Here is a 26,175-nt window from a genome sequence, read left to right as displayed (position 1 = left end):
TTTTAATTTTAAAAACTTATTTTTAGTTATACAAGGTACCCGTATTAACGACAGGTTGCGTTTCTTTATCGGAACACAAGACCACCAATAAATTACTGACCATTGCTGCCTTACGCTCATCATCGAGCTCGACAATTTTGCGTTCAGATAAACCTTGTAATGCAGCTTCCACCATGCTAACCGCACCATGTACGATTTTTTTGCGAGCGCTGATAATCGCTTCGGCTTGTTGACGACGCAGCATGACTTGGGCAATTTCAGCGGCGTAGGCCAGATGCGTTAATTTTGCGTCTTCAACTTCAATCCCCGCAGCAGCAAACCGCAGATGCAATTCGTTGCGTAATGCTCCAGCAACAATCTCAACACCAGCACGCAGCGTGGTTTCACCCTCTGCTAAATCTTCACCATCATCGTACGCATATTGCGATGCCAGATGACGAATCGCAGCTTCTGCTTGTACATTCACAAAGCGATCATAATCATCGACGTTATAAATTGCCAAAGCCGTGTCCTGCACGCGCCAGACAATCGCCGCACCGATCTCTATCGGATTGCCGCGTTTGTCATTGACTTTCAAGGGCGCGGTATTCATGGTGCGTGCACGCAAACTGATTTTGCGTTTGCCATAAAACGGATTCACCCAACGCAAGCCTTCACTGCGATCTGAACCCATGTAACCACCAAACAAAGTCAGCAACACCGCTTCATTCGGTTGCAGCATGTAAAAACCTTTTAAAATAAATACACCGACGGCGATCATCGCAAATCGCAAAAATAAGGATGACAACGGTGGCTCTTGATTTTGATTGGCGAGCTGAAACATCAAATACGCTGCACCAGCGATTAAGGCCAGAGCAATCGCAAACATGACGTAACCATTCCAGGATGTCAGGTTGCGTTCTTTGAGCAGCATTCTTTTAGTGCTTGCTGGGTTTGCTGGGTTTGCTGAATGTGATGCTGGTTCAGCGCTTTTATTCACGTTATTCATGATTACTCCAGGGAAATTTATTTTTCTTCTTACTCTTCTTATCTAAGGGCTTACCGCCTTGATCGCAAAGCTATTCTGCTATTAGATCTCACAATGAAATCAAAGTGATATCACTTTAGGATAGAATTTCTGCATGTCAAGGACGTTTTATCTGTTTTTTTGCTGATTTGTCATGCCATCAGCGCAAGCAGATAAGCGATATCAGTGACACTTCCCCTTTTTAGCGAGACGATAGGTTAAGCTAGCGCGCTGTTCTGAAAAAAAAGTATTAATTTCCTATGAAAACCCGTATCCGCACTGAAGCCGCCGTCCTGTGGCAAATCGCCTGGCCTGTTTTAATTGGTCAACTCGCTACCGTCGGCATGGGCGTCTCTGATGTGGCGATGACGGGGCATTTAAGCGCGGAAGAGCTGGCCGCAGTGTCATTAGGTGCTTCTTTATGGTCCATCATTCTGGTGACCGTGATGGGTATCATGATGGCCGTCAATGCCGTCGTGGCACATGAAGTTGGTGCCAATAACCTCAATAAAATGCCACACACCATACGCCAATCATTGTGGATGGGTTTTGGCGTTGGTCTGATTGCCTGCCTGTTACTGAATGCAGCAACCTTAATTTTTGATCATCTGCACATTGATGCGGTCGTCAATCAAAAAGCCTCGCAATTCGTGCATGTAATCAGTCTTGGCTTGCCCGCGTTTGGTATGTACCGGGCCTTGTATGGCTATACCACCAGTCTCAATGAGACTAAGCCAGTCATGATGATTGCGCTTGGCGGGCTGGGTTTTAATATTGTGATCAACTGGATTTTTATTTACGGCCATTTAGGCATGCCGCAGCTTGGCGCCACCGGCTGTGCAGTAGCGACTGGCCTGGGTTTATGGCTCATGCTGGTGGCGATGCTGCTGTGGATACGCCGTGCCGATGTGTATCGCGCCACCTACCCATTTACCCACGCAGAAGGCCCGGTCTGGAGTGAAATTCGCTCCATGCTCAAACTCGGCTTACCAATCGGCGTGACCTACTTCGCTGAAGTTTCCGCGTTTGGTGCGGTGGGGTTGCTGGTCGCCCGTTTTGGCGTGATACCGGTGTCAGCTAATCAGATTGCACTGAACTTTTCTTCGCTGGTGTTCATGGTGCCGTTAAGCATCGGTATCGCATTGACCACGCGCGTCGGCCAGACGCTGGGCGAAGGTGATGCGCAACGGGCGCGCTTTGTCTCTTGGGTCGGGGTTGGTATTGGTCTGGCGTTTGCGATTATTTCAGCCACTTTTATCATGGTCTTCAGAGACCTGATCGCTGCGGCCTACACCAGCGACCCGGATGTACAAAAAATGACTGCCCATCTATTGTTATTCGCGGCGATTTTCCAGTTGTCTGATGCGGCGCAAGTCACGACTTCTTGCGCTATTCGTGGTTATAAAGTCACCAGAACGCCAATGTTAATCCATTTGATGGCGTTTTACGGCTTCGCTTTGCCTATCGGCAGTGTGCTTGGTCTAGCGCCAGACTGGATGCCGTGGCACCCGGATACACCTATGGCAGCGCAAGGTTTCTGGATAGGCTTGGTACTTGGCCTGACCGTGGCAGGCGGCCTATTGCTGGCTTATTTACAGCGAATCAGCAGTCTGCGGGTCAGAATGGCCGCCAATTCCGGTAAAATAGCGGGTTAATTCCATCTTATCGGCTTTTTTGCCTGTCTGCCTCACGCCGACAGGCACATTTATCGTGCTCCCTAAGGCGCACAAGGACATACTATGAGTCTCAAATGCGGCATCGTCGGCCTGCCTAACGTCGGCAAATCTACTTTATTTAATGCACTGACAAAAGCGGGCATTCCGGCAGAAAATTATCCCTTCTGCACGATTGAGCCTAACGTTGGTATCGTTGAAGTGCCTGATCCACGCCTGAAACAGTTGTCTGAAATCGTTAAGCCAGAACGTATTCAAAACGCTATCGTTGAATTCGTCGACATCGCAGGTCTGGTGGCTGGTGCCTCCAAAGGTGAAGGTCTGGGTAACCAGTTCCTCGCGCACATCCGCGAAACTGATGCCATCGTCAACGTGGTTCGTTGCTTTGAAGATGACAACGTGATCCACGTCGCTGGTAAAGTCAGCCCATTGGACGACATCGAAGTTATCCAAACCGAATTGGCCTTGGCCGACATGGGTAGCGTAGAAAAAGCCATCCACCGCGAAAACAAAAAAGCCCGTTCTGGCGATAAAGATGCAGCCAAACTGGTTGCCTTGTTAGAACGCATCATGCCAGCCCTGAACGACGCCAAACCAGTACGTGCGCTTGGTCTGGATGCAGAAGAAATGGCGCTGCTCAAGCCTTTGTGCCTGATCACCGCAAAACCAGCCATGTACGTGGCTAACGTTTCTGACTCTGGCTTTACTAATAACCCATTGCTGGATCAATTGACCGCGTTTGCTGCTGCACAAAACGCGCCTATCGTGGCGATTTGCGCTGCGATTGAATCAGAAATCGCTGATCTGGACGACGCTGACAAAACTGACTTCCTGGCCGACATGGGCATGGAAGAACCAGGTCTGGATCGTCTGATCCGCGCTGCGTTCAAATTGTTAGGTCTGCAAACCTACTTCACTGCAGGTGTAAAAGAGGTACGCGCCTGGACGATCCACATCGGGGACACAGCACCGCAAGCAGCGGGCGTAATTCACACCGATTTCGAACGCGGCTTCATCCGCGCTCAAACCATCGCGTTTGAAGACTTCATCACCTACAAAGGCGAAGCTGGCGCGAAAGAAGCCGGCAAAATGCGTGCTGAGGGTAAAGAATATGTGGTGAAAGATGGTGATGTGCTGAACTTCTTGTTTAACGTCTAAGTACGGTTTTACATCGCTGGGAATCACCAGCGAATCTGATCAAAAATAGCCCTATTTACGTAGGGCTATTTTTTTGTATTTCTCAGCAGACGATAAATTGTTATTTGAAAAATGTTAACTTATGGTTTTCTTAGCCGAGAAGTTTTATCCATTACGGTTCCAGTCCAAAATGCTGCACCAAAAAATCAATCACACTGCGTAGCTTTGCTGTTGGGCGAGTATTCTGCCTATAGATGAGATACATGGGCGTTGGTTTGAATGACCACTGTGGCAAAACATGCACCAAGCGACCTGTGGCGATATCCTCAGCGAGCGACATCTCCGGTTGTAGCACAATACCAGCGCCAAGCAAGGCGGCGGTGCGCAAAGCACTGCCTTGATTTGCACTGAATCTGCCACTTACGGCAATTTCACAGGTCGCTGCATCTGGCCCGATTAAATGCCATTTATCATGGTGACGCCAGTACGATAAGCCGAGGCAACTGTGAGTGCTTAATTGTTCTGGGTGTTCTGGATGCCCCTGTTGAGCAAGATATATCGGTGCTGCTGCAAGTATTCTGCGATAAGGGCGTAACGGACGGGCGACTAATTCTGAGAATGACGTATCAATGTCACCAATGTGAATGCCTAATTCGTAACCATCTGTGATCAGGTCAGATACACGATTATCCAACGTCAATTCAACGTTGACATCAGGGTGGCGCGCTAAGTACGCAGCCAATACCGGGACCAGATTCTGATTGCCGAAGCTGACCGGTGCGACCAATCGAACCAATCCGCGCGGGGTGGCATGTAACTCGGATGCACTTGCTTCTGCTAAAGCCACTTCTGCCAGTGCTTGTTTGCAACGATCGTAATAAAGTTGCCCCACTTCGGTCAGGTGCTGTCGCCGGGTCGTGCGGTGTAACAGCCGTGTCCCGAGCCGTTCTTCAATAATACGGACATGCTTGGCCACCATCGTTGATGAAACGCCACTGAGTTCTGCTGCCGCGGTAAAGCTGCCACATTCGACTACTTTGACAAACATTTCCATACCAGCCAATTTGCTCATAATTAAGAACCTTTAGGTTTTAAATGGCTCAACTTATAGCATATTTATCTATCTTTGAATGCAAGTAATACTGTATCCACTGGCGCTCAATCCTGAGCGTCAATGATCAAGGAAATCTCATGCCTCTATTACATTTAGAAATGCACCCCGGCCGTACGTTAGATCAAAAACGTGCTTTTGTTTGTGAAGTAACGCGAGTAACAGCCGAAACGTTGAATTGCCCTCCAGAGAGCATCGACATTGTGATCACTGAAATTGCCCGTGACGATTGGGCCAAAGCTGGCAAGCTCGTTGCCGATAAATAGTTCCTCTAAAAATGGGAAAAAAATTCACATGCCACAGCAAGCTGGAAATACCTATTTGCAAGGATTGGCTTTAATCGCGCAACTGCACGGCAATCATGCAGGGCAATCGATGATAGACGAAATGAAAGTAATCTGTCCCGATTTCGCCACCATGACTATCGATTGGGCTTTTGGTGGCGTCATGGCGCGACCAGGGTTGGATCTGATATCACGGCAATTGGTATTAATTGCCTCTTGCGTCACGCTTGGACACGCCATGCCGCAGCTACGGGCACATGTCGAAGCAGCACTGCAAATTGGTGCCAGTAAAGAACAGATCATCGAGACGATATTGCAACTGACGTTCTACGCTGGCGGACCCGCAGTAAGAAATGCCTTGGTAGAACTGAAGGATATATTGACACCATCCCCTACGCCATCAACAAATCCGTAGGACTTCAGCGCGGAAGATGAAAGCCGCGCTGATCTTGTGTTCATAGAAATTTGGCGGCTTGCACCCGCCCGAACTGAACGAAAAAAATTACGCTTTCTTTCACCTCCCTCTTCAACGTATGTCGCTGCTCAAAGCATCGTGAGTTAGCTTCGGACTGCACACCTCCATTAAAGGCAGGACATTTTTGCCTGGCAACTAGTTCCCACTTCACGCTTCAATGCGAATTCTTGCTCATTCAACGCGTAGCCTCTGAATTTGTTAAGTCCATCCAACAATTTATGTTAAAAAAATTTAAACATTGTCACTCTGTAATCGCATTGAAATGAATTGTCGATAGAATCAACCGTCGCCAAATGATTCACAAATTGTTACGATAATTTTTCTTTGGTGGCTGATCTTAATGAAGTACAACGCAATATTTGTTCATTTTTATGTTTTAGATTACTCATCAGGGGTACATTATGGTATTTGGTTTGGGAAACTTGTTACAAGAAGTTATCGGAGGCAACTCTCCTGCAGAAAATCATTTTGATCAGATCGCACAAGGTTCACCTGCTGAATTGATCAGCCAGGGTTTGGCAACGATGTTTCATTCTGACCAGACACCTGCATTTGCACAAATGGTTGGGCAATTATTTGGACAAGCAAATCCAAATCAGCAAGCAGGCATGCTCAATCAATTGTTGAGTGGCATGGGGCCTCAGGTCTTAAGCGCGATTGCCGGTGGTGCGGGTGGCAGCGGCTTAAGTGCAATTTTGGCGCAATTGGGCGGCGCGAACGCGACAGTCACGCCAGAGCAAGCAGCGCAAATTTCGCCAGACCAGATACAACAACTTGCTGATCATGCACACCAGCAAGATGCAGGCATCGTTGAGCATATGAGTGATTTCTATGCCCAACATTCTGGCCTCATCAAAACACTGGGTGGCGCTGCCTTAACGATTGCGTTATCTAAGATGGCTGATACACCAAAGAGCAATTAATTTTTTTAACCACACGAGGGAATGAATATGAAAATCAAATCAATGTTGTTGGCATGTGTTTTATCTGTTGCTGGCTCGGCAGGTATTCTGAACTCTGCCATGGCTGCCGATGCTGCTACGGTCTCTGCAACTTGCAATGACGGCACTGCATACACTGGAGCAAGTAAAAAAGGCGCATGCTCAGGTCACAAAGGCGTAAAAGAATGGGCAACTGCAGAAGCATCAGCCACACCAGCAGCCGCAGCAACCCCAGCCGCTCCAGCAGCACCAGCGAAAGCAGCAACACCAGCGAAAGCAGCAACACCAGTCGCGGCACCAGCGGCCGGCGGAGGCGCAGGTAAAGTGTGGGTTAACACGAGCTCCAAAGTTTACCATTGCGAAGGCGCTAAGTATTACGGTACAACCAAAGAAGGCTCCTACATGACTGAAGCCGAAGCAAAAGCAGCTGGAAATCGTCCAGATCATGGCAAGGCTTGTACTAAATAAGTAAATAGATAAAGCAAAAAAATGCCGCGAAATCTTTCGCGGCATTTTTTTTAAACACGCTTTCCATCAACATAGAAAAATAGAATCATCATCAATATATGATATTGGGCTAAACTTTAAATAAAGAATTCAATACAGAGCTACACAAAACTTCGTCAGCTTGTTAATGACGTTTTCCAGTGCCTAGCATCTTTTTGTATGGAGAAGCCTTAGCAGAACATTTTTAGAACATAAAAGACTACACCAACAAATGAGAACATAATCACGAATCCGAAATAAATTATTGTCGAGACATTTTCCAAGTTGCCGTATAGCCGTTCTTCAAATTAATTACTCCACTTCCACCTACCAATGAGTCAAGCTTTCCGCTCAAAGTCCCATTCATACCGTTAGCACTGGACGAGCTGATCGTGACAGAAATATCCCCATCGTTATTTACACTGGCATTAAGTAGTTTGCTTGAATAATCCGTAGAAAGTCCACCGGCACTGATACCAAACAGGTATGAGGCTGTTCCCGTTGGGTCAATCTCGATCAAATTGACGCCAGTGTTGCCAGCTATAGTTAAATTCCAGCGACCCGCAAACCTTTGCAGCACTTTGACTCCGACATTGCTGGCGTTAAGGCGACCAATCAACTCCGACGTAATGATTAAATTTTTACTTCCTCCGGGTTTCGATGACTGAAAGTCAGAATCAAAACCAGTCGTGACGCATTTGACATACTGACCGCTCACCGTATCGCGCCAGCAAGTACGACTTACATCCTTACTTGTATCTGTATAGTTGCCGCCAGGTGGGGTATAGGTTGTAAGCTCTTTTATTGTTGCCACTTCTTTTAAAGTGGAAAACTTACCTGCCGTAACGGTTACGTCTTCAACACCGACAATACTTCCAGTATCTCGCACAGTTTTGTAAGTGACTGAAGAGCTACCTGAAGTGCAATTCAACGTGACATTGACATCCCAGGTCTGGCCCAAAGAGTAGGGCGATTTGGCGGTAAGATAATTCTGCGAATAAGAACATGGAAAGGAAGAAACTGACCGGGGAGAAAACAAGAGTTCTGCACCATTTGCGTCGTACAAGCTGAGATAAGAGAAGGTAGCAGATGTATTTGTTCCAGCAAAAAAATACCCTGCTTTAGGCAACTTATCGTTTAGAACGCTTGCGCTGCCGGTCACTCCACGGTATGGATTTCCATACTGTTCTGTTGAATAGTAAGTCCAGCTTTGTCCTTGATCATCACGAACCAAATGTTGATAAGTAAAACTATCACCTGCTACTGGAACTTGTCGTGTATAGGTTACCGGCAATACAGGCGGAGGCGTTACACTTCCGCCAGTATTGCCACCATCCACACTAGCCGTCGATACATTTGATCCGCCACCGCCGCCGCATCCTACCAAACACATGGATACTACAGTTGACGCAACAACCTTCACATAAAATTTATTCATCAAAATGATCCCAAGTTCTTCATATTATTTAATTTTTAAGAATTATACTGTTTAAAATATAAGGAATAAAAGAACAAATTCGTTTGAATTAAATAATCCTTCGGCTCAAATTGATATCAACATTACGCCAAAAAAATTAATTATCTGCGCCCCCGCCCCGCCAGGTGTGAACTTAATACATTACTTTTTTCGATGACGGTTTGATTTTTTACCGCATTGATCCAACTCTCTGTTGTACATACAGCGGCAAAATTCGATTGAAAGACAACATTAAAAGCACGATGTATTTCCTCGGCACTGGCATAGCCTGCTTCATTGGCATACGGTAAGGCCCCCGTCGCATCGCTCAATACTTCCACGGTGTAACCTTCATGAGACGCCTGGTAGATCGTACTGGCGTTGCAGTTATGCGTCATGTAACCAACGATGCTGAGGGTATCTATCTGATGTTGCTTCAACCATGCGCCGGCTTCGGTACCAACAAAGATGCTGGCCATACTTTTTTCGATCAGATGATCAAACGACCGTTGCTGCACTACCGAGTGCAATTGCCAGGCATCGGATCCACGCGCAAAAATGGGTGAGCTTTCTGGTGCGGAATGTTGCACCACTAAGATAGGGATGCCGGCCGCGCGCGCTGTATCCATGGCGATACCGATGTTATGCAAAGAAACCGCTGGATCAGGATATTCAATCAACATATTGCCGGTGAAATATTCATTTTGCACGTCGATCACGATCAGGGCACGTTTTTGGGTAAGGGAGTGAGAAGTCGTTGTCATGGCTAGCTTTCAAAAAAAATCGTTAAAGAAGATGTCTGTTACTGGATGCTATTTTGCGCTTTACCATTTTGTTTGAGCAGTGACCCGATAGCCAATATCCGATACAATCGGGTCACAATGAAAAATCTTATTTCTAGCAACAAATTGATTGATATGGAACAGACTATCCATATCGCTATCGTTGCGTTTGATAGCATCAGTCCGTTTCATTTGTCAGTGCCATGCCTGGTATTTGGTGAGTCGCATGGCGATACGCCGTTGCCGAAATTTGCGATCAAGGTCTGCGGAATATCCGCGAAGAGCGGAGAGCAGGTTGTTAAAACGAATGCCGGATTTTCTATCCAGACGCGCTATGGCTTATCTGCGTTGTCGCGTGCAGATATGATCATCATTCCATCTTGGTATAACGACTTGCGCCCTGCACCGTTTGAATTATTAAACGCCTTACGCAAGGCGCATAAAGCAGGAACGCGCATTGTCGGGCTATGTCTGGGTGCATTTGTCGTCGCAGAAGCGGGCTTGTTGCAGCAACGCAGTGCAACGACGCATTGGGCACTGGCGAAAGAATTTTCAAGGCGTTTTCCGGATATTCATCTGGATCCTAATGTGTTGTATGTCGATCTTGGTGATGTCGTGACGTCAGCGGGTACTGCTGCCGGAATAGATTGTTGCCTGCATCTTTTACGCAGTAAATATGGTGCAGATGTCGCCGCTGCCGTTGCACGCCGTCTGGTGGTGGCACCGCATCGACAAGGCGGACAGGCGCAATACATAGAACAAGCAATACCGGTTCTCGCCAGTGATGACCGTTTATCACAAATACTGGAATGGATGCTTGCACATCTGACAGAATCACATAATCTGGATCAACTGGCGCAACGCGCTTTGATGAGCCGCCGAAGTTTTACCCGGCATTTTCAAAAAATGACAGGCACAACAGTAGGTCAATGGTTATTACATCAAAGACTGGCATTTACCCAAAGACAACTCGAATCCAGCCAGCGTTCTATCGAAGATATCGCGATTGATGCGGGTTTCGGCTCGGGGTTATTGCTACGGCGTTACTTTGCACGGGAATTCACAATTTCACCTTCAGCTTATCGTCGTCAGTTTCAGGGTAAGTGATCGCATTGAATTGGTAAAATCTGAAAAACTGTATCCTAGCAAACCCGCCTACTTACATTAAAATAGCTGATATCCGCAATGCAACACCAGCTTGTCTAAAGGAGAGTCATGCCTAATATCACCGATTTAACGATCTATCCAATCAAATCCTGCGCTGGCATTAGCGTATCCGAAGCAACAGTCACAGCGACAGGATTAAGTGTGGGTGGTGTGCATGACAGAGAGTGGATGCTGGTGGACTTGCAAGGGCAATTTATCAGTCAGCGCGAATATCCACAGATGGCGCGCATACGTTGCACCATCGCAGCAGATTCCTTGCGCGTAGACTTCGACGAGATGCCAAGCTTATTGTTGCCGTTAGCACGCAATACGCATACCGCTTCAGAAAAAGCGATTCCTGTCGTCATTTGGGAATTTGCTTTACTTGCCGACGACGCTGGCGACGCTGCCGCGGCTTGGTTTAGTCAGGCTCTGAATAAATCTTGTCGCTTAGTGCGTTTTTCTGAACAAGCACAACGGTTTGCCAACACCAAATGGACTGGCGACAAACTAGTGCCCACCCGTTTTTCTGATGGCTACCCTCTGCTGCTCGTTTCCCAGGCTTCTTTAGATGATTTGAACCAGAAAGCTATTGCACAAGGTCGTACGCCGGTGCCAATGAATCGCTTCCGGCCTAATATCGTACTCGATGGGATTGAAGCCTTTGAGGAAGACTATGCCGAGACCTACAGCATAGGCGATGGGATACAATTACGTCCGGTTAAACCCTGCCCACGCTGCCCCATGCCAGCAGTGGATCAAACGACAGGCGAAGTGGGACCCAATCCAGTGGATATCTTGCAATCTTATCGCGCTAATCCTATCGTGGATGGCGAGATCACGTTTGGCATGAATGTCATCGTAGAGAATGGCATCGGACATATTTTGTCAGTAGGCGATAACGTCGAAATAGCTATTGCCTTTTAATACCACATAGATTAGCTTGCATACTTTGTGCATGTGCAACTTGAGAGAAATTGATGGACGGTGCTGCTCCCTATTCCGCTAAACATCCACCGCGCTTATCAGCGATGGATGAATTGCGTTTGGAAAACAACATGCTGCGCTCTCGTCTGGACGATATTCTTGAGCATGCACATCGCAATCAAAACATCATGGAGCGGCACCAGAAATTTGAATTGCAAATCATCGGTGCCAGCCATTTCATAGAGTTAATCACCAGTATTTTCAGCTCTCTCGCTGAAACATCAGAACTGGATATGGTGAGTCTGATCCTGCTTGATCCACGCCAGGATTTGCAACAAATGCTGACCGATTTGCGCATCAATTTGCGCGAATTTCCACATATGTTGTTTGTCCGCAGCGAACGCGAATTGCAGACGCCCTGTATCAGTTCACAAAAGCCAGTCCTGGGACCTTACCAACGTCATCTGTACGAACAGTTCTTCCGCAGTTTCAGCCAAAAGCCGGCCAGCGTTGCGCTGATTCCGTTAATACGACAAGGAAGATTGATCGGTTATCTCAATCTGGGTAGTTTTTCGGCGGATCGTTTTTTATCGAGCATGGCAACCGACTTTATTCAACGGTTGGGCTCTATCATTGCAATTTGTCTTGAAAACGTGATCAACAACGAACGCCTGACTTACATAGGGCTCACCGATCCGCTGACCAATGTCAGCAACCGTCGCTACGTTGAACAACGCACGCTGGAAGAAATCGGTCGGGCAAGGCGTCAGGGCTATGGTATTGCCTGCATGTATCTGGACATTGATTTCTTCAAAAAAGTGAATGACCAATACGGTCATCAGGGCGGTGATGATGTACTTTGCGAAGTTGCACGTAGGATCAAAGCAGAATTACGCCTCAGCGATACACTCGGACGTTTTGGTGGAGAAGAATTTGTCGTGCTATTGATCAATGCCAATTTGCAAGACGCCATGATGGTGGCAGAACGCATACGCCGCAGCATCGCTGAGAAGGCGTTTCCGCTATCTGAAGGGGGTAGCTGCAACACGAGTATTTCCATCGGTCTGACGACCGTGTCGGAAAAACAAAACCACGGCGATGAAGTAATCGTTGCTAAAGAAATGATTTCCAGAGCTGATCGCGCGTTGTACGACGCCAAACGCTCAGGCCGCAATATGGTGCGCTGCGAATAAAAACACCAGGTCACGCATCGTGGCAAGAATTTATTTGGTTGGTGCTGCTTGCAAACGTTCGTATTTTGCCTTCAATTCGGCATTACTTTCACGCCATTCAGGATTAAACGGAATGCAATTGACCGGACAAACTTGTTTGCACTGAGGTTCATCATAGTGACCGACACATTCGGTACACTTGTGTGGATCGATTTCATAGATTTCTGGCCCCATGAAAATCGCATCATTCGGACATTCCGGTTCACATACGTCGCAGTTAATGCAATCGTCGGTAATCATTAAGGCCATACTTACTCACTTCTCTTTCATTGCATCAGGCTGGCTCAACAACCTGCCAAGCCTGATTTTTTCGCTATAACTAAAATTCTATGCAGCAACGCTTATTTATTTTCATTCGCTGCTGCTACTTTTTGCTTCAACCAACGATCCACTGATGGGAACACAAATTTAGACACGTCGCCGCCAAACATCGCAATTTCACGGACGATGGTGCCAGAGATAAACTGGTACTGGTCAGACGGTGTCAGGAATAAAGTTTCAACATCTGGCAACAAATAACGATTCATACCTGCCATCTGGAATTCATATTCAAAATCCGACACCGCACGCAAACCGCGCACAATCACACGCGCATCGTTTTTGCGCACAAAATCTTTTAGTAAGCCTGAAAAGCTCTCTACCCGCACATTCGGGTAATGACCGAGTACTTCGTTAGCGATACTCAAACGCTCTTCCAGAGAGAAAAATGGCTTTTTGCTCTTGCTATCCGCAACACCTACCACCAATGTATCAAACAAACCCGAGGCACGACGCACCAGATCTTCGTGACCGCGTGTCAGCGGATCAAATGTTCCCGGATATACGGCTGTGACCATCTTCACTCCCTATTTTCGCTAATTGCATAATGATATGCACCAATTTGACCTGCCATTATGCCTGATTTTCGCGCGTTTTACGTACTCAAATGCTGCGTTGCAGAATATGGAAATACACACTTCCGGCTTTATCAGCGCGTATTAACTGCCAACCACTCAGCAAAGCTTGCATGTTCTCCTCTGTGCTTTCAGGATCTAATGCAAATTCTGATTCGACATAGACACAGCTTTTAGAATGAATAATTTCTTTGCATGCTGGCAATATTTTTTCCAACCAACCTTGTTCAAATGGCGGATCGAGAAAAATAAGGTCAAATTTTTGCCCTTGTGCAGCCACATTCGCGATCACTTTAGCAGCATCACCGCGAACTAACTGGCATTGGTTTGCCTTTAGTTTAGTTTTTACCTGCTCCAATTGCTTAAAAGCTGGGGTATGGGATTCGACCATCACGACCTGTGCAGCACCGCGACTCGCTGCTTCAAAACCTAAAGCGCCGCTGCCAGCGAAGAGGTCAAGGCAGATTATTGGCGTCCAATGCGCGTCAAAAAGATGGTTAATCCAGTTAAATGTGGTTTCTCTGACACGGTCTGGGGTGGGTCGTAAACCTTCCGCTTCGATCACGCTCAACAGGCTGCGCTTCCACTGGCCACCGATAATTCTGACCTGATGGGCGGCACGTTGTGGGGATACAGGCTTTTTAGTCTTGGGTTTCATTGTTTGCTTGACACTGGTAAATCGAATTACCGGGCGCGGTCTGTTAGAATGGCAGCATTCTATAATACTTGGGTGGGCAGTAGACAGCCATCCATCTTCCGACAAAATCATCCCCGATGTTTAGCTTTTTCAAAAGAAAACCCAAAGAAGAGCCAGCGCCAACGCCGCAAAGTGTTGCTGCGCCTGCCTCTGAGAGCATAATTCCTGTTACTGAAACGGTTTCAGCAACGCCATTCACGGCCGAAGTTGCCACCCAACCAGCTCCTGCATCAGCTCCGACCGCTGATACAGTTCCTGCCCCGGCAGAGCAAAAACGCTCGTGGTTAAGCCGTTTAAAAGCAGGTCTGGCAAAAACTTCGTCCAATCTGACCACCTTGTTTGTTGGTGCACGCATTGATGATGACTTATACGATGAATTGGAAGCAGCATTGCTGACATCTGATGCTGGCGTAGAAGCAACATTATTTTTGCTTGATGCCTTGAAGAAAAAAGTCAAAGAAGAAAAGCTGACGGAAGCCGAACAAGTAAAAACAGCACTCAAGGCTTTATTACTCGAATTGCTGACACCACTGCAAAAACCTTTAGAACTCGGCCGACATCAACCTATGGTCATGATGATTTCTGGCGTCAATGGCGCTGGCAAAACCACCACGATAGGCAAACTGGCCAAGCATATGCAAGTACACGGCCAGTCGGTCTTACTCGCCGCGGGTGACACCTTCCGTGCTGCCGCACGCGAACAGTTGACGATCTGGGGTGAGCGTAATGACATCACGGTGATTTCGCAAGAATCTGGCGACCCTGCAGCAGTCGCGTTTGATGCCGTAGCCTCTGCACGCGCTAAGGGTACGGATGTGGTGATGGTGGATACCGCTGGTCGTCTGCCGACGCAATTGCATTTGATGGAAGAATTGAAGAAAATCAAACGTGTCATTGCAAAAGGTATGGACGGCGCACCACAAGAGATATTGCTCATCATCGATGGCAATACGGGGCAGAACGCGTTGGCACAGGTCAAAGCCTTTGACGACGCACTGCAATTGACGGGACTGGTGATTACCAAGTTAGACGGCACCGCCAAAGGTGGCGTGTTGGCAGCGATTGCTAAGAACCGCCCTGTCCCGGTTTATTTCATTGGTATTGGTGAGCAAATTGAAGATTTGCAGCCATTTAATGCGCAAGAATTTGTCGACGCTTTGTTCAATTAAATTTAACGATAGTACGGACATTACACCGCCATGATCGAATTCGATAACGTCTCTAAACTGTATGCTGGCGACGCCTGCGCCTTGCGCAATATTTCCCTGACGATACCAGATGGCGAGCTGATATTTTTAGCTGGCCCTTCCGGTGCAGGAAAATCGACATTATTGAAGATGATTGCTGGCATTGAGAAGCCAACAACTGGTCGGGTGATGGTCAATGGTCAGGATGTGAGCAAGTTGCAAACCAGCAGCTTGCCTTACCTGCGACGTAAGCTAGGCTTGATTTTACAAGATCAAAAGCTACTGAATGATCGCAGCATCTTATCGAATGTGATGTTACCGCTGATCGTGACAGGAGCCGCGGCGCAAGAAGCCGAATCACGCGCCCGCGTCGCTTTAGAAAAAGTAGGGATGCTGGACAAGGCCAATGCGCTCCCGTTGACTTTGTCTGGTGGTGAACAACAACGCGTTGCGATTGCCCGCGCAATCGTCAACCGTCCTAAAATCATTCTGGCCGACGAACCAACGGCATTTCTTGACCGAGAAAATGCGAACAAGGTACTGAGTGCTTTAAAAGCTTTTCAGAGCGCTGGTGTTACGTGCCTGATTTCCAGCCACGATGAACAGTTTCTGGATCAGGCCAGCCGTGTGATTTATCTGAGCAAAGGCCAGATCACTGATTCCTGGAATTCTTCCATCGCCGCCTGATATCTTATTTCAAGGATAAACCCATGACCATCTGGTTTCGTGAGCATCTGTTTGCATTAAAAAGTGCCTACACCCACTTGCGTGCAGGTACCGGCAATTTTTTATTTAATGTGTTAGTGGTTGCAATTGCACTGGCCTTGCCTATCGCTGGCCTGACATTAATTGAAAACATCAAACCGATTTCTTCACAATTATCCATAGAACCTGAAATCAGTATTTTTGTCAGCCCGGACACAGGGCGTGACAGCGCAACTGCCGTATCGGTACCAATCAAACGTTTGCTCAAAGAAAATGCGATCAATGGCAAACTGACCTTTATTCCCAAAGAAAAAGCGCTCGCAGCGATGCAAGACTCGTCTAGCCTGGCGGAAGTGTTGTCGACCTTAGGTGGCAATCCACTGCCTGATGCCTATATTTTGTCGCTATCGAACAACGATGCAGAGAAATTGGACAGCTTGGTTGAAAAATTAAAATCCTTGCAAGATGTTGATGTGGTTCAGGTGGATTCTGCCTGGGTTAAACGTCTGGCGGCTTTAGTCCAAATTTTGCAAATGGGTTTGTTGTTCCTGGCGATTACTCTGGGTGTGGTTGTGATTGTGGTGGTTTTTAATGCAACCCGTTTGCAAGTCATTTCACATCAGGCAGAAATCTCCGTCACGCGCTTGTTAGGAGCGACCAATAGCTTCATCCACCGGCCTTATTACTACACAGGTGCCCTGCTCGGCTTACTGGCTGGGGCAATGGCACTAGGCGCAATTGCGGCATCCTTGCAGCCTTTAAATCAGGCAATTGCCGATTTTGCAAAACTCTACGCATCGGAATTCCGGCTCACGCCTTTAGGGATTATTCCTAGCCTTGCTTTGCTCGCATTTAGCATGCTTTTAGGCCTATGTGGTGCGTACTTATCGGTTCGCCGACAATTGGCGCGCGCTAGCTAACACCGGATTTTCTCCAAATTCATGCAACTTTTTGGATAAATTGGACTCTTAATATCGTTATTTGTGCTTTCTTGTGCAATATCAAGATCTTTACCCAGTCAGGCACTATCGTTATCTAAGACGGTTTATCCCAGATAAAACACATACAGATAACGAGGATAGACGCAAAAAATCTTTCCGCATGGCAAATTCATCAGCCTGCCGCACTCAGATTTGAGCATCAATTCCAACTATTAGCACTCTTCTCAAGAGAGTGCTAATATAAGGGCTTATACAGCTAGTTTTTCTATTTTTATTGAAACTGGCAGCAATGAGGAGGAACCATCGCAATGACTTCGACACAACTTATCCCGGCAACAGATAGCAAAGCGCTCGCCCTGGGTTTCAGTGGCACGCTCGGAAATATTGACGCCTATATCTCAGCAGTCAATCGCCTGCCTATGCTCACGCACGAAGAAGAGATCAGTCTCGCCAGCCGCTTACGTGCTGACAATGATCTGGGCGCGGCGCAACAATTGGTTATGTCACATCTGCGTTTAGTTGTTTCTATTGCCCGTGGTTATCTGGGTTACGGTCTGCCACACGCAGATCTGATTCAAGAAGGCAATATCGGTTTGATGAAAGCCGTTAAACGTTTCGATCCTGATCAGGGTGTACGCCTGGTGTCCTATGCCATGCATTGGATCAAGGCTGAAATGCACGAATACATCTTGAAAAACTGGCGCCTGGTGAAAGTAGCAACGACCAAAGCGCAACGTAAATTGTTTTTCAATCTGCGTAGTCACAAAGAAGGCTTAGAGACGATGTCTCCTAAGCAAATCGATGCGCTGGCAAAAACACTGGATGTCAAACGCGAAGAAGTCATTGAGATGGAAATGCGTTTGTCAGGTCATGACATTGCACTGGATGCACCAACGGATGACGACGATGAAAAATTCGCACCTATTGCGTATTTAAAAACTGAATCTGACGAACCAACCAAAGTGCTGGAAACTCGCCAGTATGATCGCCTGCAAAGCGAAGGTCTGGAAAGTGCCTTGTCAAAACTGGATGCGCGTTCACGTCACATCATCGAAGCGCGCTGGTTAAAAAATGACGACGGCTCAGGTGCGACACTGCATGAGTTGGCTGATGAATACGGCGTTTCTGCAGAACGTATCCGCCAGATTGAAAGCGCAGCATTGAAAAAAATGAAGGGCGCTTTAGCGAATTACGCTTAAGCTGCATCTGATACAAAAAAAGCACTCAATGAGTGCTTTTTTTTCGACTTCAATAAAGTATTGAAACAAATTACTTAAGTAGCAATTTCAAATCATGCACGATAGGCTCTATTCCTTGACCAAGGCTTAAGAACAAGCGTATATGCCCATCCGTGTCAAACACGTAGCTACCAGCCGTATGATCCATCGTATAGCTGGTCTGCGTCTTGCCGGGGACTTTCTGGTAATACACTTTAAAATTTTTCGCAATTTTGGCAGTGGCGGCAGCATCACCGTACATACCTAAAAAACGTTGATCAAAATTCGGCACGTAAGACGCCAGCAAAGCCTGCGTATCGCGCTCAGGATCAATGGTGACGAAGATCACCTGCACTTTGTCTGCCTGCTGTCCCAATTGTTGCATCACATTTGCCATCTCTACCATGGTCGTCGGGCAGACATCAGGACACTGGGTATAACCAAAAAACATAACGACCACTTTGCCTTTAAAGTCGGCCAGAGTACGTGCCTTGCCATTGTGATCAGTCAGCGCAAAATCCTTGGCGTAATCGATGCCGGTGATGTCGGTGTTTGAAAATTTTTCAGCAGGAGGATTACAAGCCGCTAACAGCGTCAGCAGACCGGTAATCAAAAAACAAGACAGAATTTTTTTTAACATAATCAAAACTTCAGATAGTGATCGACCAACAAAGCGGCGAACAACAAAGACAAATAAATGATCGAGTAAGCAAAGGTTTTACGCGCCAGAATATCGCTGTAATTGCGATACATTTGCCATGCGTACCACAGGAAGATCCCACCCAGCACCACAGCGCTAAACAAATAAATCAAACCACTCATATGTACTGCATACGGCAACATCGTGGTCGCAAACAAAGCAATGGTGTAGAGCCAGATATGCAAGCGTGTTATTTCAGGTCCATGAGTAATCGGCAACATCGGCAACCCCGAACGTGCATAATCGTCACGGCGATACATCGCCAGAGCCCAAAAATGCGGTGGTGTCCAGATAAAGATAATCAATACCAGCAACCAAGCTTGCATAGGCACATCATTGGCAACCGCTGCCCAACCTAAAGCAGGTGGCATCGCACCGGATAAACCGCCAATCACAATATTTTGTGGCGTTGCCGGTTTTAAAATGATCGTATAGATAATGGCATAACCGACAAAGGTCACAAACGTTAGCCACATCGTGAGTGGATTGACCAAGGTGTTGAGTACCCACATACCGATGCCGCCAATCACACCAGAAAATACCAGAGTTTGCAAGGCACTGATTTCTCCTTGCGCTGTGGCACGACGTGCAGTGCGCGCCATACGGGCGTCAATTTCACGCTCGACCAGACAGTTAATCGCAAATGCAGCACCAGCCAATAACCAGATACCGATGGTCGCAGCTACTACAACATGCCAGTCAGGCAAATCAGGGGTAGCGAGAAACATGCCAATAACGGCACAAAATACCGCCAATTGGGTAACGCGCGGTTTGGTTAATGCCCAGTATTGGGCTAAACGGTTTGAGGGCAAACTTAAAGTGGTCATGTTAAATGGGTGAACTGAGGGCATGGCTGGCATGCCTAACGCGATAGTTTAACATGGTCAGCAACAGGACTAGCATTGCCGCACCGCCGTTGTGTAAAACTGCTAATAATAAGGGCCAAGAAAAGAAAATGGTCGACACCCCGATCAGGAACTGTAAAACAATTGCCAACAACAATTTATTTCCTAGTGACTCAAACCCTGGTGTGCGCATTGCCTGCCATGCTACATAGCTCACCACCACTATTACCAGCAAGGCAAAGTTCCGGTGTAACCAATGTATCGCAACTAAGGCAGGAAAAGGCAAGTACTCTCCATTAGTGGTCATCCCTAGCTGACGCCAGAGACTAAAACCATGTTCAAAATCCATCGTTGGCACGACTTGACCGTGACACAAAGGATAATCCTGACAAGCGAGTGCTGCGTAGTTAGTGCTTACCCAACCACCTAAGGCGACCTGTATAAACAAGAGAATCAAAGCAAACGTCGCGGGCAGTATCAATGCTTTTGCGACATTGGGAGCCATACTGGAGACATGCTTAATCTGGTGGCTATGCTGTTCAAGTACAGCCGCTAACAAAGCCAAAAGACCCATGCCCAATAACAAATGGGTGGTCACGATAACAGGTTGTAATTTGAGCGTGACCGTCCACGCACCAAAAGCACCTTGTACACACACGCAAAGCAAAGCAGAGGTGGTCAACCACGGTGAAATATCAGTCGTCTTTTTTCGCATCCAAGCCAGCAAGACCTGAGCACAGATTAGTACACCGACACTCATCGCCAAATAACGATGCACCATTTCTATCCAGGCTTTTTGTGTTGTTACTGGTCCATGTGGCATAGCGACTTCGGCAGCTTTGATCGCTTCATGAGACAACAAAGGATTCGCTTGTCCATAACAGCCCGGCCAATCGGGACATCCCAGACCGGAATCAGTCAGCCGGGTAAACGCACCAAACATGATGAGTTCAAACGTCAACGTTAAGGTGACCGCGATCAGTTTGCGATGTTTATTTGTTTCTTTTGATAAGAACACAATGCACAACGGTATGACCGCGACACCGAGTCCAGTTAAAGCAAGTTGTAACCACATAATGTTTAACCTATTGCTGATGCGCGCAGCAACTTGGTCAGATCCTTTTTAATCAGATTCGGATTAGCATCTTTGGGAAAGCGCATCATCAGATTTCCCAGAGGGTCGATCAAGTATATATGATCGCTGATTTCTGATTCATTGGTGGCGGGCAACCAGCCTTTGAGCGCCTTGGCATCAGCACGCAAAACATGCAAACCATCGTGTTCGCGCAACAGACTGGTCGCGATTGCTTGCTCATCCGCTAATAGCCAGACACGCTCTATCCTGTCCATGTCTTTGCCCTGAGTTAATCTGAGCTGACGCACATCGATCAGCTTTTTTTGACAGGCATCCGCACAATCACCACTATCAACACTCAACATGATCCACTTGCCGCGGTACGCTTCTAATCCCGTGGTTTTGCCTGCATTCACAGGCGTGGCATCACCCAACAAATGCGCGTGCAGTTCTGGCATTGGGTGTTCGCGTGGATCGAGTATCGTGCCATAGTTGGTGCGCCCTTCAGGCTTGATGACATAATACGCAATGTACGAAGCAATCATCGGAGCCGCGCAAATAGCGATGACTAAAAATAGTTTCCAGCGGCCTTTGGCGGTATTAGTGTGTTGCTGCATTGTTTGTGTCTGATTTGTCATTGCTGTTTGATACTTTGTGTTTTCCACGACGAATTCCTGTCACTACAAAAAATAAACATGCCATGCCCGATAAGGCATACCACTGAAATGCATAGGCACGGTGTTTTTCAGCACCGGCAGACGGCACAGACCAATGTCGCAACAAGCCGTCGGAAGTATCCGACGTTTGCTCCACGATGAGCGGCTCCAGCGCTATGCCGCTTTGTTGTGCCAGACTCGTTACTTCAAGATTCTGCACAATAGCACCAGGCTTTAAAGCATCTGGCTGCCCTAATTGCATCACTCTATCTAACTTATCACGCAGAACGCCTTCGATTTCGACGACGCCTGTTGGCGTTATCAGCGTGGGCACAGTCTTTCTGTCTTGCTGATTTCGTGCCTGCCAACCCCGTGCGATCAGCACGTTGCGCTGACTACCTTCGAGATGAAACGGCATCAACACGTACAGACCCGCATTGCCCTGCATAGGACGATTATCGAGATAGAGTGGCCATTGTGCGACGAATTCACCACGTAGTAAAACCTTACTAAATACTGGCACCGTCGATAAGGCTTTATCAGCAGCGATGCGATGCGCAGGCATCCGAGCAAGTGTACTGATCTGGCTCGCAATCTGTTCTTTTTCCAGCGCACGTCGCGTCTGCCATTGGGCTAAACCGATACCAATGCTAACCACCACGACGGTAGCAACGAAGGGAAAAAACTTCAATCGAAAGGAAATAAACATAAGCGCATGACGAAAGTATTACAATGGAAAATCATTCAACTAGTATGACGTCTTAGCAAAGTTCAAGTATGAAAATTCTCGTCGCCATTGCTTTTTTTCTGATTATATTCAGTATGGGCTCTGCCCTGGTATTTTTGATGAAAGATAAAGGTCGCAGCAATCGCACCGTCAAAGCACTGGCGTTTCGCGTTGGCTTTTCTATCAGTCTGTTTTTATTAATTCTGCTGGCCAATCATTTCGGCTTAATACAACCCACTGGTATCAGATAAAACCTCATTCCCCGTATAAAAAAGCCGCACTGAAAAAGTGCGGCTTTTTACATGGTGATGCTCATTCAAACAGCGAAGTAAGTAATGAACAGCCAGGCAACTTAGAGCCAATATACAACCACGTACAAGCCCAGCCAAACGACGTCAACAAAGTGCCAGTACCATGCAGCCCCTTCAAATGCGAAATGCTGCTCAGGCGTAAAGTGACCCTTCATGACGCGGAACAACACGACTGACAACATAATCGCACCCATGGTCACATGGAAGCCGTGGAAACCAGTCAGCATGAAGAAGGTGGAACCGTAAATACCGGAGGTTAATTTCAGGTTCAGTTCGTGATAAGCCTCGATATACTCATACGCCTGGCAACCCATGAAAGTGGCACCGAGCAAAATCGTCGCAAACAACCAGAAGGCCGTTTGAGAACGATGACCAGCACGCAAAGCGTGATGCGCAATCGTCAATGTGACACCAGATGTCAACAACAAAGCCGTGTTGATCGTCGGGATAGGAAAAGGCGTCATGGTTTTGAATGCTTCTATCGTTCCCGCTGGCCCAGTGTTGCCCCATTGACCAGAGAAATTCGGCCATAAGACCTTATGGTCCAGATCAGACAACCATGGCATAGAGATGCTACGCGCATAGAACAAAGCACCGAAGAATGCACCGAAAAACATCACTTCAGAGAAAATGAACCAGCTCATACTCCAACGGAAAGACGTATCAATACGCTCGCTATATTTTCCACCTTCGGATTCAGCGATAGCATCGCCAAACCAGTTGTACAACACCACCAGCGTCAAGAAAATACCAATACCATTCGCGTATGGCCCCCAGCCTAAGCCATTGACCCAGGCAGATGCGCCAAACATGGTCACTAGCAGAGAGAAGCCCGCCAGCACTGGCCATTGAGATGGCCCTGGTACAAAATAATAAGGCGCTTTCGCGTTTGAAGAACTCATTTCCATCTCCTGATGCAATTGAATATACTTACTTAAATTGTTATTTTGCGACTACCTGCCGAACGATCAGCACTAAAGTTGAAATAAAAATTAGTGCTCCGATCAATCCGGCAATGATGACGTGAACCGGATTGAGCTTTGCTGCGTCCTGCTCATAATCATTTTTTTTACGAATACCAAGAAACGACCAAAACACCGCTTTCATTGCTTTAAAAAACGAGGCTTGCTGTTTCGCCTGGGGTTTCGTTGTTTCTTCTACTTCACTCATGATTTACCTTGTTCTGTCGAACTACTTAACTTCGGTGCCCCGCCTACCTCAAAAAAGGTATAGGACAGCGTAATTGTTTTGACATCCTCAGGTAAAGCCGGATCAATATAAAACACCACCGGCATTTGCCGCGCCTCATTGGGCCCCAGCGTTTGCTGCTTAAAACAAAAACATTCTATTTTTTTGAAAAACGCACTCGCTTGCTGAGGCGCATAACTGGGTATCGCTTGCGCATCCATCTTATACGACTGCTTATTAACCACTTCATACACAATCTGCGACATCTCGCCAGGATGCACTTTCATGCTTGTCACCGTCGGCCGAAAGCGCCATGGACCTTGCGTGTTAGCATCAAACTCAATGGTGACTTCACGACTACGATCAATCTGTGAATTCGATAACTCTTTGGCAGAGATATCTTTAGGCGTCAAAATATTAATGCCCGTCACTTCACAAATTTGTTTGTAAATCGGCACTAAAGCATAACCAAATCCAAACATCACTATCGCAATCACGATCAACTTACCGAGCATGGTCGCATTGAGTTTTTTACTTATATCTGACAATTTCTGGTCTTGCTCAGCCATGCAATTTCCGTTTTAAAAACGCAGGGTCTGTTTCAAAATGACACCAGCAAAAAAGATGATGGCAACTGAAAACAAGATCAGCGCAGTCCTGAGATTATTCGGCTTTTTTTTATCGTTTTTCATAGTGGCTTTTGCCATCCGTGACGCTGCACTTGAATAAGTCAACTACAGCGTCGTTCAGGTTGATTATTTAACGACAGGTGGTTCTTCAAATGTGTGGAATGGTGCTGGGCTTGGTACAGTCCATTCCAGACCTTCAGCACCTTCCCAAGGGCTTGCAGGTGCAGGTTTGCCGCCTCTGATGGAAGGAATCACCACCGCCAGAATAAAGAACACCTGAGATAAACCAAAGCCAAACGCGCCAATACTTGCAAGCTGATTGAAATCAGTGAATTGCGCTGGGTAATCGGCATAACGACGTGGCATCCCCGCTAATCCCAAGAAATGCATAGGGAAGAAAGTGATGTTAAAGAAAATCAACGATGCCCAAAAATGGATTTTGCCACGGGTTTCGTTGTACATGAAACCTGTCCATTTTGGTCCCCAGTAGTAGTAACCAGCAAACAAGGCAAACAAAGAGCCAGCCACCAACACATAGTGGAAATGCGCCACCACATAGTAAGTATCTTGCAACTGGATATCAATCGGTGTCACCGCCAGAATCAATCCAGTAAAACCACCCATCGTAAATACGAAGATGAAACCAACGGCAAACAACATTGGCGTCTCGAATGTCATCGAGCCTCTCCACATTGTCGCTACCCAGTTAAAGACTTTCACGCCAGTTGGTACGGCAATCAACATCGTCGCGTACATGAAGAACAACTGGGCCGTCACTGGCATACCAGTAGTGAACATGTGATGCGCCCAAACGATGAAGGACAAAATCGCAATCGATGCCGTCGCATACACCATGGATGCATAACCAAACAAAGGCTTACGGGCAAACGTAGGAATGATGTGAGAGATAATACCAAACGCTGGCAAAATCATGATGTACACCTCTGGGTGACCAAAGAACCAGAAGATGTGTTGATACATCACAGGATCACCACCGCCAGCAGCATTAAAGAAGGAAGTACCAAAATGACGATCTGTCAGCGTCATGGTAATCGCGCCAGCCAGGACAGGCATCACAGCGATCAACAAATATGCAGTAATCAACCATGTCCAGCAGAACATTGGCATCTTCATCAATGTCATACCTGGAGCACGCATATTCAAAATCGTTGTGATGATATTGATCGAACCCATGATCGACGAAGCACCCATGATATGCACAGCAAAAATTGCCATATCCATACCAGGCCCCATTTGCGTCGACAGCGGCGCGTACAAGGTCCAACCCGCAGCCGTGGCACCACCAGGTACCCAGAACGACGTCACCAGCAAAATCGCTGCAGGTGGCATCAACCAGAATGAAAAATTATTCATACGGGCAAATGCCATATCGGAGGCACCGATTTGCAATGGAATCATCCAGTTCGCAAAACCAACGAAGGCCGGCATAATCGCACCGAACACCATGATCAGACCATGCATCGTGGTTAATTGGTTAAAGAATTCTGGTTGCACCAATTGCAAACCAGGTTGGAACAATTCTGCTCGAATGATCAAAGCCAATACACCACCCGTCAACAGCATGGTGAAAGCAAACCACAGATACAGCGTGCCAATATCTTTATGGTTAGTGGCAAATAACCAACGACGCCAGCCATGCGGATGGTCGTGCGCATGATCATGATCGTGGCCGTGAGAATGGTCGTGATCGTGAGCGTGATCAACGGTGGTTGTACTCATCTTGTCTC

The 26,175-nt window shown here is 47.1% G+C and carries 31 protein-coding genes; 14 read left to right on the top strand and 17 right to left on the bottom strand.

Going from position 1 to position 26,175, the window contains the following annotated elements:
- Positions 1-22 precede the first annotated feature (22 nt).
- Entirely contained in the window at positions 23-988 is a 966-nt protein-coding gene (locus tag H8K32_RS15890; RefSeq protein WP_246447412.1) for an SPFH domain-containing protein, read from the bottom strand.
- Between the two features lie 278 nt (positions 989-1,266).
- On the opposite strand from H8K32_RS15890, the gene H8K32_RS15885 reads away from it, so the two are divergent.
- Together H8K32_RS15885 and ychF are read left to right on the top strand one after the other, a co-directional pair.
- Positions 1,267-2,661 (top strand): MATE family efflux transporter, encoded by a 1,395-nt coding sequence (locus H8K32_RS15885; protein ID WP_186913527.1) that lies wholly within the window; start codon positions 1,267-1,269, stop codon positions 2,659-2,661.
- 84 nt (positions 2,662-2,745) lie between these two features.
- Positions 2,746-3,837, top strand: a complete 1,092-nt coding sequence (gene ychF / locus H8K32_RS15880) for a redox-regulated ATPase YchF (RefSeq protein ID WP_186913526.1) — start codon at positions 2,746-2,748, stop codon at positions 3,835-3,837.
- Positions 3,838-3,988: 151 nt separating this feature from the next.
- Here the strand turns inward: ychF and H8K32_RS15875 are convergent, their stop codons facing one another.
- Positions 3,989-4,888, bottom strand: a complete 900-nt coding sequence (locus H8K32_RS15875; RefSeq protein ID WP_186913525.1) for a LysR family transcriptional regulator — start codon at positions 4,886-4,888, stop codon at positions 3,989-3,991.
- Positions 4,889-5,007: 119 nt separating this feature from the next.
- On the opposite strand from H8K32_RS15875, the gene H8K32_RS15870 reads away from it, so the two are divergent.
- From H8K32_RS15870 to H8K32_RS15855, 4 genes are all read left to right on the top strand, one after another.
- Positions 5,008-5,193, top strand: a complete 186-nt coding sequence (locus H8K32_RS15870) for a 4-oxalocrotonate tautomerase (protein ID WP_186913524.1) — start codon at positions 5,008-5,010, stop codon at positions 5,191-5,193.
- A gap of 28 nt (positions 5,194-5,221) precedes the next feature.
- Entirely contained in the window at positions 5,222-5,626 is a 405-nt protein-coding gene (locus H8K32_RS15865) for a carboxymuconolactone decarboxylase family protein (RefSeq protein ID WP_186913523.1), read from the top strand.
- A gap of 461 nt (positions 5,627-6,087) precedes the next feature.
- On the top strand, positions 6,088-6,609 hold the full coding sequence (locus H8K32_RS15860) for a hypothetical protein (RefSeq protein ID WP_186913522.1): 522 nt from the start codon (positions 6,088-6,090) through the stop codon (positions 6,607-6,609).
- A 27-nt stretch (positions 6,610-6,636) separates the two neighbouring features.
- Positions 6,637-7,095 (top strand): hypothetical protein, encoded by a 459-nt coding sequence (locus tag H8K32_RS15855; RefSeq protein WP_186913521.1) that lies wholly within the window; start codon positions 6,637-6,639, stop codon positions 7,093-7,095.
- 280 nt (positions 7,096-7,375) lie between these two features.
- Here H8K32_RS15855 and H8K32_RS15850 read toward each other — a convergent pair whose 3' ends face one another.
- Positions 7,376-8,506 (bottom strand): hypothetical protein, encoded by a 1,131-nt coding sequence (locus tag H8K32_RS15850; RefSeq protein ID WP_186913520.1) that lies wholly within the window; start codon positions 8,504-8,506, stop codon positions 7,376-7,378.
- A gap of 185 nt (positions 8,507-8,691) precedes the next feature.
- A complete protein-coding gene (locus tag H8K32_RS15845) occupies positions 8,692-9,333 on the bottom strand; it encodes a cysteine hydrolase family protein (RefSeq protein WP_186913519.1) in 642 nt (213 codons plus the stop codon).
- Positions 9,334-9,450: 117 nt separating this feature from the next.
- Here H8K32_RS15845 and H8K32_RS15840 point away from each other — a divergent pair, with 117 nt between their 5' ends.
- The 3 genes from H8K32_RS15840 to H8K32_RS15830 all read left to right on the top strand — a co-directional run bounded on the left by H8K32_RS15840 (position 9,451) and on the right by H8K32_RS15830 (position 12,617).
- The gene (locus tag H8K32_RS15840) at positions 9,451-10,458 is read left to right on the top strand and encodes a GlxA family transcriptional regulator (protein WP_222613147.1); all 1,008 of its coding nucleotides are present in this window, start codon (positions 9,451-9,453) and stop codon (positions 10,456-10,458) included.
- A 108-nt stretch (positions 10,459-10,566) separates the two neighbouring features.
- Complete coding sequence (locus H8K32_RS15835) at positions 10,567-11,424, top strand: MOSC domain-containing protein (protein WP_186913518.1); 858 nt, start codon at positions 10,567-10,569, stop codon at positions 11,422-11,424.
- Positions 11,425-11,477: 53 nt separating this feature from the next.
- Positions 11,478-12,617, top strand: coding sequence for a GGDEF domain-containing protein (locus H8K32_RS15830; protein WP_186913517.1), 1,140 nt, complete (start codon positions 11,478-11,480; stop codon positions 12,615-12,617).
- Between the two features lie 30 nt (positions 12,618-12,647).
- On the opposite strand, the gene H8K32_RS15825 is transcribed toward H8K32_RS15830, so the two are convergent.
- The 3 genes from H8K32_RS15825 to rsmD all read right to left on the bottom strand — a co-directional run bounded on the left by H8K32_RS15825 (position 12,648) and on the right by rsmD (position 14,207).
- The gene (locus tag H8K32_RS15825; RefSeq protein ID WP_186913516.1) at positions 12,648-12,905 is read right to left on the bottom strand and encodes a YfhL family 4Fe-4S dicluster ferredoxin; all 258 of its coding nucleotides are present in this window, start codon (positions 12,903-12,905) and stop codon (positions 12,648-12,650) included.
- A gap of 92 nt (positions 12,906-12,997) precedes the next feature.
- The gene (gene coaD / locus H8K32_RS15820) at positions 12,998-13,492 is read right to left on the bottom strand and encodes a pantetheine-phosphate adenylyltransferase (protein WP_186913515.1); all 495 of its coding nucleotides are present in this window, start codon (positions 13,490-13,492) and stop codon (positions 12,998-13,000) included.
- An 85-nt stretch (positions 13,493-13,577) separates the two neighbouring features.
- Entirely contained in the window at positions 13,578-14,207 is a 630-nt protein-coding gene (gene rsmD, locus H8K32_RS15815; RefSeq protein WP_186913514.1) for a 16S rRNA (guanine(966)-N(2))-methyltransferase RsmD, read from the bottom strand.
- Positions 14,208-14,323: 116 nt separating this feature from the next.
- Here rsmD and ftsY point away from each other — a divergent pair, with 116 nt between their 5' ends.
- From ftsY to rpoH, 4 genes are all read left to right on the top strand, one after another.
- On the top strand, positions 14,324-15,415 hold the full coding sequence (gene ftsY / locus H8K32_RS15810; RefSeq protein WP_186913513.1) for a signal recognition particle-docking protein FtsY: 1,092 nt from the start codon (positions 14,324-14,326) through the stop codon (positions 15,413-15,415).
- Positions 15,416-15,445: 30 nt separating this feature from the next.
- Positions 15,446-16,120: a cell division ATP-binding protein FtsE gene (locus tag H8K32_RS15805; protein WP_186913512.1), complete on the top strand. Its 675-nt coding sequence runs from the start codon at positions 15,446-15,448 to the stop codon at positions 16,118-16,120.
- A gap of 23 nt (positions 16,121-16,143) precedes the next feature.
- Positions 16,144-17,058 carry a cell division protein FtsX gene (locus tag H8K32_RS15800; protein WP_186913511.1) on the top strand — a complete coding sequence of 305 codons (915 nt, stop codon included), beginning with the start codon at positions 16,144-16,146 and terminating at the stop codon, positions 17,056-17,058.
- Positions 17,059-17,387: 329 nt separating this feature from the next.
- Complete coding sequence (rpoH, locus tag H8K32_RS15795) at positions 17,388-18,278, top strand: RNA polymerase sigma factor RpoH (RefSeq protein ID WP_186913510.1); 891 nt, start codon at positions 17,388-17,390, stop codon at positions 18,276-18,278.
- A 70-nt stretch (positions 18,279-18,348) separates the two neighbouring features.
- Here the strand turns inward: rpoH and H8K32_RS15790 are convergent, their stop codons facing one another.
- From H8K32_RS15790 to H8K32_RS15770, 5 genes are read right to left on the bottom strand one after another with little or no spacing between them, the layout of a single operon-like run.
- A complete protein-coding gene (locus H8K32_RS15790; protein WP_186913509.1) occupies positions 18,349-18,936 on the bottom strand; it encodes an SCO family protein in 588 nt (195 codons plus the stop codon).
- A gap of 2 nt (positions 18,937-18,938) precedes the next feature.
- Positions 18,939-19,823, bottom strand: coding sequence for a heme o synthase (cyoE, locus tag H8K32_RS15785; protein ID WP_186913508.1), 885 nt, complete (start codon positions 19,821-19,823; stop codon positions 18,939-18,941).
- A 1-nt stretch (position 19,824) separates the two neighbouring features.
- Positions 19,825-20,916, bottom strand: coding sequence for a COX15/CtaA family protein (locus tag H8K32_RS15780; protein WP_186913507.1), 1,092 nt, complete (start codon positions 20,914-20,916; stop codon positions 19,825-19,827).
- Positions 20,917-20,921: 5 nt separating this feature from the next.
- Complete coding sequence (locus H8K32_RS15775) at positions 20,922-21,533, bottom strand: SCO family protein (protein ID WP_186913506.1); 612 nt, start codon at positions 21,531-21,533, stop codon at positions 20,922-20,924.
- The gene (locus H8K32_RS15770) at positions 21,517-22,281 is read right to left on the bottom strand and encodes an SURF1 family protein (protein ID WP_186913505.1); all 765 of its coding nucleotides are present in this window, start codon (positions 22,279-22,281) and stop codon (positions 21,517-21,519) included. Before H8K32_RS15770 ends, H8K32_RS15775 begins: the two co-directional genes overlap by 17 nt.
- 68 nt (positions 22,282-22,349) lie before the next feature.
- Between H8K32_RS15770 and H8K32_RS15765 the strand changes: the two genes are divergently transcribed.
- Positions 22,350-22,550, top strand: a complete 201-nt coding sequence (locus H8K32_RS15765) for a twin transmembrane helix small protein (protein ID WP_186913504.1) — start codon at positions 22,350-22,352, stop codon at positions 22,548-22,550.
- Positions 22,551-22,651: 101 nt separating this feature from the next.
- Here the strand turns inward: H8K32_RS15765 and H8K32_RS15760 are convergent, their stop codons facing one another.
- The 5 genes from H8K32_RS15760 to ctaD form a co-directional block, all read right to left on the bottom strand.
- Positions 22,652-23,512, bottom strand: coding sequence for a cytochrome c oxidase subunit 3 (locus H8K32_RS15760; protein WP_186913503.1), 861 nt, complete (start codon positions 23,510-23,512; stop codon positions 22,652-22,654).
- Positions 23,513-23,552: 40 nt separating this feature from the next.
- Positions 23,553-23,780 carry a DUF2970 domain-containing protein gene (locus H8K32_RS15755; RefSeq protein ID WP_186913502.1) on the bottom strand — a complete coding sequence of 76 codons (228 nt, stop codon included), beginning with the start codon at positions 23,778-23,780 and terminating at the stop codon, positions 23,553-23,555.
- A complete protein-coding gene (locus H8K32_RS15750) occupies positions 23,777-24,367 on the bottom strand; it encodes a cytochrome c oxidase assembly protein (protein ID WP_186913501.1) in 591 nt (196 codons plus the stop codon). The genes H8K32_RS15755 and H8K32_RS15750 overlap by 4 nt, the downstream gene beginning before the upstream one ends.
- Positions 24,368-24,379: 12 nt before the next feature.
- Positions 24,380-24,490, bottom strand: a complete 111-nt coding sequence (locus H8K32_RS20175) for a cytochrome oxidase small assembly protein (RefSeq protein ID WP_222613146.1) — start codon at positions 24,488-24,490, stop codon at positions 24,380-24,382.
- 63 nt (positions 24,491-24,553) lie between these two features.
- Positions 24,554-26,167 (bottom strand): cytochrome c oxidase subunit I, encoded by a 1,614-nt coding sequence (gene ctaD / locus H8K32_RS15745; RefSeq protein WP_186913500.1) that lies wholly within the window; start codon positions 26,165-26,167, stop codon positions 24,554-24,556.
- Between the last annotated feature and the right edge of the window lie 8 nt (positions 26,168-26,175).

This window comes from Cognatundibacterium jejuense, assembly GCF_014284255.1.
In the GTDB taxonomy this organism is placed as follows: domain Bacteria; phylum Pseudomonadota; class Gammaproteobacteria; order Burkholderiales; family Burkholderiaceae_D; genus Undibacterium; species Undibacterium jejuense.
Note: the sequence above shows the minus strand (reverse complement) of the source record. Positions and strands in the feature narration are given on the sequence as shown.